Source organism: Psychrobacter sp. H27, assembly GCF_059072655.1.
Genome location: NZ_JCACRX010000001.1, coordinates 681,698 through 692,068 on the forward strand (window position 1 = coordinate 681,698; position 10,371 = coordinate 692,068).

General features: G+C 43.4%; 8 protein-coding genes. 5 read left to right on the forward strand and 3 right to left on the reverse strand.

The window, feature by feature from the left end:
* Positions 1-57: 57 nt before the first annotated feature.
* The 5 genes from AC5JPY_RS02640 to AC5JPY_RS02660 all read left to right on the forward strand — a co-directional run bounded on the left by AC5JPY_RS02640 (position 58) and on the right by AC5JPY_RS02660 (position 4,557).
* On the forward strand, positions 58-711 hold the full coding sequence (locus tag AC5JPY_RS02640) for a DsbA family oxidoreductase (protein WP_493852013.1): 654 nt from the start codon (positions 58-60) through the stop codon (positions 709-711).
* Between the two features lie 81 nt (positions 712-792).
* On the forward strand, positions 793-1,674 hold the full coding sequence (gene yghU, locus AC5JPY_RS02645; RefSeq protein ID WP_493852014.1) for a glutathione-dependent disulfide-bond oxidoreductase: 882 nt from the start codon (positions 793-795) through the stop codon (positions 1,672-1,674).
* A 205-nt stretch (positions 1,675-1,879) separates the two neighbouring features.
* The gene (locus tag AC5JPY_RS02650) at positions 1,880-2,422 is read left to right on the forward strand and encodes a peroxiredoxin-like family protein (protein WP_493852015.1); all 543 of its coding nucleotides are present in this window, start codon (positions 1,880-1,882) and stop codon (positions 2,420-2,422) included.
* Positions 2,423-2,669: 247 nt separating this feature from the next.
* Positions 2,670-3,632 carry a 1-acylglycerol-3-phosphate O-acyltransferase, YihG family gene (yihG, locus tag AC5JPY_RS02655; protein ID WP_493852016.1) on the forward strand — a complete coding sequence of 321 codons (963 nt, stop codon included), beginning with the start codon at positions 2,670-2,672 and terminating at the stop codon, positions 3,630-3,632.
* A 100-nt stretch (positions 3,633-3,732) separates the two neighbouring features.
* Complete coding sequence (locus AC5JPY_RS02660; RefSeq protein ID WP_493852017.1) at positions 3,733-4,557, forward strand: hypothetical protein; 825 nt, start codon at positions 3,733-3,735, stop codon at positions 4,555-4,557.
* A gap of 111 nt (positions 4,558-4,668) precedes the next feature.
* Here the strand turns inward: AC5JPY_RS02660 and AC5JPY_RS02665 are convergent, their stop codons facing one another.
* From AC5JPY_RS02665 to AC5JPY_RS02675, 3 genes are all read right to left on the reverse strand, one after another.
* Positions 4,669-5,838 (reverse strand): beta-barrel domain-containing protein, encoded by a 1,170-nt coding sequence (locus AC5JPY_RS02665; protein WP_319051487.1) that lies wholly within the window; start codon positions 5,836-5,838, stop codon positions 4,669-4,671.
* Between the two features lie 2 nt (positions 5,839-5,840).
* A complete protein-coding gene (locus AC5JPY_RS02670) occupies positions 5,841-8,165 on the reverse strand; it encodes a type I secretion system permease/ATPase (protein WP_493852018.1) in 2,325 nt (774 codons plus the stop codon).
* A gap of 67 nt (positions 8,166-8,232) precedes the next feature.
* Positions 8,233-9,684, reverse strand: coding sequence for a TolC family protein (locus AC5JPY_RS02675; protein ID WP_493852019.1), 1,452 nt, complete (start codon positions 9,682-9,684; stop codon positions 8,233-8,235).
* Positions 9,685-10,371 lie beyond the last annotated feature (687 nt).

The window sequence follows — 10,371 nt, forward strand, 5'->3', positions numbered from 1 at the left end:
TCGAAACATCTTCGGGCAGCAGTTTTTCATTTTAATATATCGCTAATGAGAGATGATATGGAACATTTAGAGAAACCCTTACAAATAGACATCGTGTCAGACGTTGTATGCCCTTGGTGTGCCATTGGCTACAGTCAACTGGCTGAGGCATTACAGCAAACCAACACCCCTCATGAGATTCACTGGCATCCCTTTGAGCTCAACCCCAACACACCAGCTGAAGGACGGAATTACCGTGAGCATATCATGGGAAAATACGGTACAACTGCTGAGAATGTTAAAGAAAGCCGAGCTAGAATGACAGCCGCAGGCGCGGAAGTTGGCTTTAATTTTCAGTTCACAGATGACTTTCGTACCTATAATACTTTCAATACCCATCAGCTACTACATTGGGCCGATGAGCAAGGGCGTATGCACGATTTAAAGCAAGCGTTGTTTGTCGCACACTTCGTCGATAATCGAAACGTAGGTGACAGTACAGTACTTGCAGGTATTGCAGCAGATATTGGACTGGATCGAGCTGAGGCACTTGCGGTTATCGAAGATCAACGCTTTGCTAATGTGGTACGTGAATCGGTACAGCATTCAAGACAGCAAGGCATTCAAAGTGTGCCATCGGTTATATTTAACGGTCGCCATCTGGTAAGCGGTGCTCAAGGCGTCGAGAATTATAAAAATATTTTAAAGCAATTGGCAGATATGCCAGACTAAAAAATTGCCTTACCTGACTCATTACTTGTATCACGTCTTATCTATAATATTGAGCACATTAACCTAGAAGGTACCATAATTATGTCAAGTTCTAATCATTACGAACCGCCTAGTATTTGGACATGGGATGCCGAAAGTGGCGGCAAATGGGCGAGCGTCAACCGCCCTATCGCAGGTCCAACTCACGAAGGCGAATTACCTCGTGGCAAGCACCCTCTACAAATTTATTCAATAGGCACGCCTAATGGGCAAAAAGTCACTATTATGGCTGAAGAGCTACTGGCTTTGGGTATTGTAGAGGCTGAGTACGATGCACATCTGATCGAAATCGGTGAGGGAGATCAGTTCTCATCAGGGTTTGTTGATGTCAATCCAAATTCAAAAATCCCAGCTTTGTTTGATACCGATACCGGTAGCCGAGTATTTGAAAGTGGTTCTATCTTGTTTTATCTGGCCGAAAAGTTTGGAAAATTACTTCCAAAAGACGCAGCGGCACGCACAGAAGTGATGAACTGGCTGTTTTGGCTACAGGGCTCTGCCCCCTATCTTGGCGGCGGTTTTGGGCATTTCTATTTTTATGCACCAGAGAAGTTTGAGTATCCTATCAATCGCTTTACGATGGAAGTCAAACGTCAATTAGATGTGTTAGATCGAGAGCTGGCAAAAAATCGCTACCTAGGTGGCGATGAATACACAATTGCGGACATTGCCACTTGGCCTTGGTATGGCAATCTGATACTTGGAGAAGCCTACGAGGCAGGTGAGTTCTTACAAGTTGAGAGCTATAAAAACGTGCGCCGCTGGGCCAAAGAAATTCTTGAGCGCCCTGCTGTACAGCGCGGTCGCAAAGTAAACCGCACTTGGGGTGAGCCCTCCCAGCAGCTTCATGAGCGTCATGATGCTTCAGATTTTGACTTAAAGACTCAAGACAAGCTGATCGCTGATAGTGCTGATGCAAAATAGCGGCACTTATATAGATTAAATATTATTTTTTAGAAATGAGTGTTCATCATTTCTACTCTCGATGTTGATACTGTTGGGTACGGTTATGACGTGGTGTTGTAATGTACTGTAATAAATCAACATCTTATCCATAGTGATTGTTAAAGTAAGCAATGAACACACTCACTGATAGCACACCATCATAAAAAATCAAAAGGACAAAAACATGTCAGACAATTATGCTCAAAAAATCAAAGCTGGCGCCACTTTCCCTGAAATGAAAGTACAAGTACTCAATGGAGAGCTGACAGAACTTGGCAAACCTGAGAACGGTCATGACTGGAAATTGGTGGTTGTATACCGCGGTAAACACTGCCCTATCTGCACTAAGTATCTCAATACATTAGAGACTGTGCTACCATCATTTTATGACAACGGTGTCGATGTGATTGCTGTATCTGGCGATAGTAAAGAGCAGCTAGAAGGTCATTTAGAAGACTTAGATATCAGCTTCCCTATCGCCTATGGGTTAACTGTCGAGCAAATGAATACGCTAGGACTTTATATCTCTGATCCACGCTCAGCGAAAGAGACAGATCATCCATTTGCAGAACCTGCTGTGTTTGTGGTGAACGGCGAAGGCAATATACAAATTGTTGACATCTCAAATGCACCTTTTTCTAGACCTGATCTTGAAGCGCTTGCAAACGGTTTGGTATTTGTCAGAAAACCAGAAAACAACTATCCCATTCGCGGCATGCATGTCTAATCAGTCCTACTCTGCATAGACAAAAAAACATAGACAACAGCTTCTAAAGAGCGTATCAAGGTCATTCCTTGGTACGCTCTTTTTACGTTAGAAATGAATTTTTTTTGCCAAAGACGCTATTTATTATTTGTTGTTAACACTCGTACACTAAGATTTATTTCTGCTAAAATTGATAACAACACTACCAATATCTTATCATTCAAATACTATTAACATCTCATCATCCGTATGAGCAAAAGGATCTACTATGCGATTGAAATCAATCGTCCAAAAGCTACACGAACGCGCCCCAATCTTGGGCAAAGCAGCATCTTTAACGACAGCAACAGGTGTCATTACTTTTAATAGTATGTTGGCAGGCCCGCCGGTATGGATCATGGGTGCAGCAAAAGCCATTACTGGAGCAGCTGTCGCTGACAAAGCTGTCATCGATGTCACTAATTATTGGATCAATAGCAACAATGCTGTTATCGATAATGTATTGCCGCGCAAAGACTGGCGCATCAGTTTACCTGATGACGTACATACAGATGGTAAATACTTACTGGTCAGCAACCATCAGTCGTGGGTCGATACCAGTATCGTGCAATATATCAGTGAAAAGCGGCTACCATTGACGCGCTTTTTTACCAAATTTGAACTTATATATATTCCCGTGATTGGTCAGGCTTTTTACTTTCTAGACTTTCCGATGATGCGTCGACATTCTAAGGAAGCCATCGCCAAAAACCCTGCGTTAAAGGGTAAAGATATTGAAGAAGCAAGACGTGCCTGCGCCTTACTAAAAGACAAGCCCTTTACGCTACTGAATTATCTAGAAGGCACCCGCTTTACCCCTAGCAAACGGGACAAACAGAACTCGCCTTACAAGCATTTGCTAAAGCCGCGTGCTGGTGGACTGTCACTTGCTTTGAGTGCTTTGGGCTCAGAGATCGACGGTATGCTAGATATGACGATTGTCTATCCTGATGGCGTACCCACCTATAGTGACCTATGGAAAGGTAACATCAAACGTCTAGGCGTCGATGTCCGCCATATCGAGATACCAGAAGATCTATTTACGGCGATCAAAAACGGCGGTTACGAAACAGATGAAGCGATAAAAGCACAGATGTTTGACTGGGTTGAACAGGTATGGCACAAAAAAGATCAGCTTATTACAGAAATGCTGGCTGAATTTGAAACCGAAGACGCCATGCAAGATGCTTAAGCTAAAAACAGAATAAACGCTCTATACCAATGACCCTTATTATTTGATAACCTCAAAGTAATCAGTGCAGGTACTAATATAAGATAGGTAGCGCCATATAATGATGAAATTTCGTGAAAAATGGTTTTGGGCATTAAGTCTTGCGATATTGGTGCATGTGGGCGTTTTTCTTATTTTTTATTTCAATACCAATCATGCTGATACGGTAGAAATAGCTAACATTAGTATGAATACAGATCAGCCAGCCGCTATCAGCAGTACACCCTCAGCGCCTAGTGATAAAATCTATACCACCTCTGTGACTAGCACGAAAACGCTGGACAACGAAGGTAGCGGTACCGATAGTCGCGATGAGGTAGTAAACGTTGATATAGTAAACAATAACGGCGTTGAGAATAGTAACGCTTCAAAAAATACCGCCAGTAACAGCAAACCTATCATCACCGTAGAGAGTGAAGAAACCAACTCGCCTGAGGTGTCTAATAGCAATGCTAACGTTACTAGACAACCCAACACTGCTAAACAACCTATTACTACCACCCCAGGAACACCGCAAAAATTCAGATCTCCTACTCAAAGAGAACAAACCCAAAGAAACCAACCTTTAGAAAACCAAGTAGACAATACTCCTCAATCTATACCCGCGAATTCTGAAAATAATATGGAGCAAGCAAAAAATAATGCAGGGTTACTAGATCGGGATATCCCCACACAAAAGAGCAATGTAAAAGTAGATAAAGACTATCTCTCAGCAAAATCTGAAGTGGAAGCAGTTAATGATCAGTTGAGTGCAGCCATCAACGAAGTCAAAAAACGCAATCAACAAAGAATCGATGAGCGGCAGCAATTGAGAAGTGAGACGAATATTCAAGATAGCGAGATACCAATCAATCAGTCTAACCAAAACAGTAGAGGCTCTGAGTAACCATATGGTGAATACTTGAGACATCTAAGCGGTTATGTTCACATACAAAAGCCCCTAGCGATTAACTAGGGGTTTTTGTATTGTTGTTAGTCATGATTTGATATGAATGAATTAGCGCTCACCTAGACCTTCTGACAATGTCTTGGTAATTGGCTTGGTGAGATATGATAACACGGTTCTTTCCATGGCTTTGATATCAACAGAAGCGGTCATACCCGGCTTAATAACAATCTCATCACCGCGACCCTTAAATTCTGCGCCATTAATCACAATAAGTACACGGTAATAAGGCTCTTCTCCTTTAGGCGTTTGCTCCATCAGGGTATCTGGGCTGATATAGTTGACCGTCCCTTCCATCGCACCAAAGATAGAGTAATCATAGGCATCGAGCTTAACCGTTGCTTCTTGACCTTCTTTGACATAAGCAATATCGGCAGGGCTGACCTTGGCATCGATGACCAAATCACTACTGGTCGGCAGAATTTGCATAATGACCTCACCTGGCTTGACGACACCGCCAATAGTAGTCACGTTAATATTTTTTATTTTACCTTCTGTTGGCGCCATTAGCCGCTTCTCTTCTAGCACTTGCGCCCGATCTCGTAACTGTTCAAGCTCGGTATCCAGCTCTTCTTGAGCTTTGGTCATTTCAGCCTGTGCTTCTTCAAAGTACTTATTACGCTTATTATTTATCTGCGCTTCAATATCAGCCACTTGACGACTTAGCTTGATGACGTCAGCCTGACTAACATCGCCATACTCTAGTAATGGCTCGTTCATACGTAGTTCTTGACGTGCCAGCACCAGCATTTTTTCAAGAGAAGAGACCTCTTCATTGATAGCTTGACGACGTCTATCGTATAGCGCTCTCTGGTTTTGGACATATTCAGGATACTGTTGCACCCCTTCAGGGAATACTAATGGCTTCTCAAAAATCTCAGCATTTAATCTTGCAAGCTTAGCCGTTAATGCTGCTGTTTTGGATGCTGAGTTATCAACAGCAGCTTTGGCGCGCTCCTCTTCTAGAACGACCAGTAACTGACCTGCTTTGACGTCTTCGCCTTCTGAGACAGCCAACTGTGTCAACACGCCGCCTTCTGATGCTTGAATTTCTTGGGTTCGAGCACTGGCGATGACGGTTGCTTGAGCACGCGTAACTTGATCAATCTTGGCAAATGATGCCCAAACTATCAAACAGATAATACCAACGAGTGCAATCCAAATACTCAATCTTGAACGATTAACCTTGGGCTTGGTGGGTGTGTACTTATACTCTGACATGCCTACTTCCCTTGATCATCTGTTGAGTTTTTGATTTTAGTCGGTTTTATACTGATGTTTCTAACTCTAGATGCTGCAGGTTTGGTGTTATCAGCATGCTCTGATGATGGTTGATTGGTTTTATGAATAATCTTGTCTTTTTGCTGTACAGTTGTCTTGTTTCTCGCTTGGTCGTTTTTTCGAAGCTCATCGAGTACCGCCTGTTTTGGACCGTCAATAATAATACGCTGGTTGTCCATAATAATGAGTCGGTCAACCAAATCTAGCAAGGCGGTTTTGTGAGTGGCGACGATAAATGTCTGCCCCTGTGTCAACTCCTGACGCAGGACCTGCAAACAACGCTGTTCTTGTCGATTGTCCATAGACGCAGTCGGTTCATCCAACAAGAACACATCAGGCTTGGTCAATAATAAGCGCGTAAATGCAACCAGTTGTTTTTGTCCACCTGATAGTCCTTTACCGCCTTCACTAATCGGCAAATCTAAACCGCTTGAGTGACTCGATACCAAATTGATGAGCCCTGTCCTATTCAACGTGTCTTGTAGAATGTCATCATTGGGTGCTGCCATACCGATTAGCAGGTTTTCGCGCAGCGTACCCTGAAACAGTCGATGGTCTTGTTGCAAATAGCCCAAGCGTTCACTGAGGGTCTCACGGCTGATTTGATGGATATCAAGACCGTCTAATAACACACGCCCTTGGGTCGGCGCATACAGCCCTGCCAGTACTTTGAGCAAGGTAGATTTACCTGAACCGATAGGTCCGAGTATCGCGATACGTTCTCCTGGCTTGATAGAGAGCTGCGGAACACTAATGGCTGGACGGTCGTTGTCTTTATAGTTGAATGCCAAACCATCACACTGATAAGCACCTTTGATATGTGTGGGTGACAATGGATAGGCAACGCCTTGATTGTCCTGCTCTAATGCAAATAGACTCTCAATATTCAACTTGGCAGCTTTGGCATGAGCATACTGCACCAGTAAGTTGGGTATAGACATAACAGGCGCTAGCACTCTACCACCTAGGATCGAACAAGCAATCAATCCACCCATCGTCATGTCGCCTTGCATCACTACAAACGAGCCGACAATCACGATACCCACATAGCTGACTTGCTGCAGCATCTGCGTGAAGTACGTTAAATTGTCATTGGCATGCTTCATATCCAAATCGTTTTTGATAGTGACGTTCATCACATCAAGCCAACGCGAGAGGAACTTCCAACTGCCCGCCCCCGCTTTTATGGTCTCAACACCTTCTACTGCTTCAACTAACAGACCTGTTTTATAATAAGAGGCAGTCGCACCTTCTGACGCAATGGCATCAATGCGTTTGCGGGCAACCAGCCCCATCGTAATCGCAATGACTGCGGCCACCACTGGCACAACAGCTACTAGCGGCGATCCGATAAAGGCGATCAAACTGATAAAGATAATGGTCATCGGCAAGTCGACCAAACCGAACAGCGTGCTTGCCGTAAAAAAGCTGCGTACTTGCTCATAGCCGCGTAGCTGTGCAGCCATAGAGCCAACAGACCCTGGCATCTGGTCGATACGTACTTTTAATAATCGTTGGAATACTTCTCTAGATAAGTACTGATCAAGACCGACCACCACTTTGTCCATGATTCTCGATCGTGAGAATTTCATGAAGGCTTCAAAGACAATGACTAAGAACACACCACTCGCCAAAATAATGAGGGTGTATTCGCTACGAGTCGGTATGACCCGGTCATACACCTGCATCGAAAATAAAGAGACGGCTAGTGCCAACATATTAATCAAGAAGGTTGCAATAACAGCTTCAGCTAGAATGCCTTTATAGTTGCCCAAGTCAGACTTTAGTAAGTCAGAAAACGACGCTTTACGCTGCTTAATATGATCTTCTTTTAAACGAATCCGTAATACCAAAGCTAGCTCATCGACACGGGTATGTACCTGCTTTTCCGCTTGTCTAAAGTTCCAGCTTTTTTGCGGTGTTTGACCGTCGATGACGCCCCATCCCAAATCTGATCGATATGCCAATAGAGGCAAAAAGGCCGCGTCAGGCTGCTCTAATATCTCAGGGGTATCAGTAATACCAATCCCTTGTAACACAGCAATGACACCGCCTAGCTCATGAATGCTTTGACCTTGCCTGTCCGATTGCTCACTATGGCGCTTGACGACATCATGCAGACGAATATTGTCTACCGGATAGCCTTGCTGACCAAGTAAGTGCTTGATAGCCTCGGTCAGCGTTTCAGTCAGATCAACTTGCTCTGCGTGCTGCAACTCATTGTGACCAACAGACTGAGATGATGTCTTTTGTAATTGTGCACTCATATGAATCACTTATTTAATATTTTAGATGGTTGCGTATGCAAGATATAACGTGCGCTTAAATGACTATCTAACGGTTTGTCATACTTCTTTGTTCCGTTATCGGCGTGATGCTGTAGTCATCATTCAGCATGAGATACTCGCCATCATTTAGTCCCTGCTCAGCAGTTGCAGGCAAACTAATCTCAATATACTCTTCTTCTACATCGTTTCTGCCATAACCAAACTCACGACTGGCGCTGCTTTTGTCTTGCTTATTGAACCACTGTTTTACAGAATCTACGGGATTGAACAAAGTCACAGGCTGACGATTGTGAGAAAACTGCTGCCACTGCATGATACCAAAGTCTACTTGGAGACTATAAAATGCGCCCAACATCTCTGCTCGGGTCTGCACCAGCTGTACTTGGTAATCATTGTGTTCACGTACGGCGTTAAGCACCTCAAGCCATGACTTACGACCTGCTATAAACTGTCTGCGGTAAGAGTTAACCACAATCTGTGCGCCGGCTACGGCAGCCACCAGTGAGGTCTCTCTATCTTTTGCGCTGACGAACTGCTGATACTGTACTTGAATATTTTCTATCACGTTACGCCGCGATGCTTCTTGGTTCTGCATTAAACTGTTAACTTCTGCCTGTGATGCTCGTGCGAGTGCAAAATTGGAAAACCCCGCACCTGGCGCATAAGTTAGCCCCAAAGAAAACTGCCCATCATTTTCATTATCTTCATGATAATAAGCTTGCTCATACTGAGCATAGACCGTTGGGTAGCGCGCCGCTTGTTGTGACTCAACACCTTGCTTGGCAGATTCTATCTGGTAGTGCTCTTTTACGACGGTAGGATTGTAGAACCCTGCCCTATCAAAAGCCATTCTTTCAAAATCAACAGATTGCCGCTTGGCCTGCTCAACCAATACTTTGATATTCGGTATACTCGTCACGCTCATTTGAGACAATGGCTGACCAATAATTTGCTCGAGCCGAGCAGCTGCAATACGTTGCTGCTCTACTGCCGCTTGATAAGACGTCTGCTCTTGCAAAATGCGGTTCGTCACTAGGTCAAGCTCAATACGGGCTGATACGCCCTGACCTACACGGCGCTGCATCATAGCCTCAAAATCACCGAGCTCTTTTAGATTCTCAACATGAACACTTTGCGTGGCGACAGCTTGTATATAGCTCTGCCAAGCACCGATCGTCGTTTTAGCAACCGAGTTTTGTTGCTCATAGATATATTCTACAGCAGCTTTATCATCGAATATGGCTTGGTTCACATCTGCTGTGAGCTTACCACCCGTCCATAGAGGCTGACGGAGAGTCACCTGTGAGACAAAGTCATTGTCTCTATCATAGCCTGAGCTAACGCTTGGTGTTGGCAAGAGGTTTAATTTAGCTGCGTTGATACCTTCAGTCGTTGCTTGTTGACTGGCGCGAGCGGATCCTACCAATGGATGAGTTTGAATCGCTTGTGCGACCAGACTATTGATTTGAAAGTCCTCTACTGCTGCTTGAGCAGTCATGCTAAGACACATGCTCGTTACCAAGACAGTCATAAGGTGATGCATTGCATGACAGCTGGTTAATTGTTTTCTATTTGGCGATTTTTTCATATTAGTTTTCAATGAACGCTCTTATTGATATGCTCTTGAATAAGTATATAACATCTATGCACTAAACCTTACTAGACCTTAGTCTATAAGGCAACAATTCATATGCGATATCGAATCAGAATTTCTGAGTGTTTCATGCATACGTAAAGCTAAGTCATATATGCTTTTTTTTACTAAAACCTGCTTTCTTTGTTGAGTTCACTTTGCTCACTTGAAATAAGTACCACCTATTCTAAGTTTACAATCGTAAAGCCAACATTTCATAATAAAAATACACCCAAAATATCGTCTCTAGATTCCTTCTGAATTTATCAATATTTGTTGATAACAAACAATCCCTGATAAATCACGCTCTACATCATCGATTGGCTCTCTAAGCGAATGCTGACGAATAAAAAATCCGTATAAGATCGTTTGCGGCACTTTATAAGACATAGCAATTTTTGGAAAGAAATAACTATTCATCAATCAGGTAGCTCTCTGTTCGTCCATGTCTTAATTATGCCTTATGGTTTTTTACTTTCTTATTTAAAAACCAGGCTATTATATTTATTGCCTAATATACTTTACTCTATCTCAAAAATATCTATAAAAACG

Excerpts from the sequence above, each read along its gene's own strand:
- AC5JPY_RS02640 (WP_493852013.1), top strand. The coding sequence starts at position 58 with ATGGAACATTTAGAGAAACCCTTACAAATAGACATCGTGTCAGACGTT.
- yghU (WP_493852014.1), top strand. The coding sequence starts at position 793 with ATGTCAAGTTCTAATCATTACGAACCGCCTAGTATTTGGACATGGGAT.
- AC5JPY_RS02650 (WP_493852015.1), top strand. The coding sequence starts at position 1,880 with ATGTCAGACAATTATGCTCAAAAAATCAAAGCTGGCGCCACTTTCCCT.
- yihG (WP_493852016.1), top strand. The coding sequence starts at position 2,670 with ATGCGATTGAAATCAATCGTCCAAAAGCTACACGAACGCGCCCCAATC.
- AC5JPY_RS02660 (WP_493852017.1), top strand. The coding sequence starts at position 3,733 with ATGATGAAATTTCGTGAAAAATGGTTTTGGGCATTAAGTCTTGCGATA.
- AC5JPY_RS02665 (WP_319051487.1), bottom strand. The coding sequence starts at position 5,838 with ATGTCAGAGTATAAGTACACACCCACCAAGCCCAAGGTTAATCGTTCA.
- AC5JPY_RS02670 (WP_493852018.1), bottom strand. The coding sequence starts at position 8,165 with ATGAGTGCACAATTACAAAAGACATCATCTCAGTCTGTTGGTCACAAT.
- AC5JPY_RS02675 (WP_493852019.1), bottom strand. The coding sequence starts at position 9,684 with ATGACTGCTCAAGCAGCAGTAGAGGACTTTCAAATCAATAGTCTGGTC.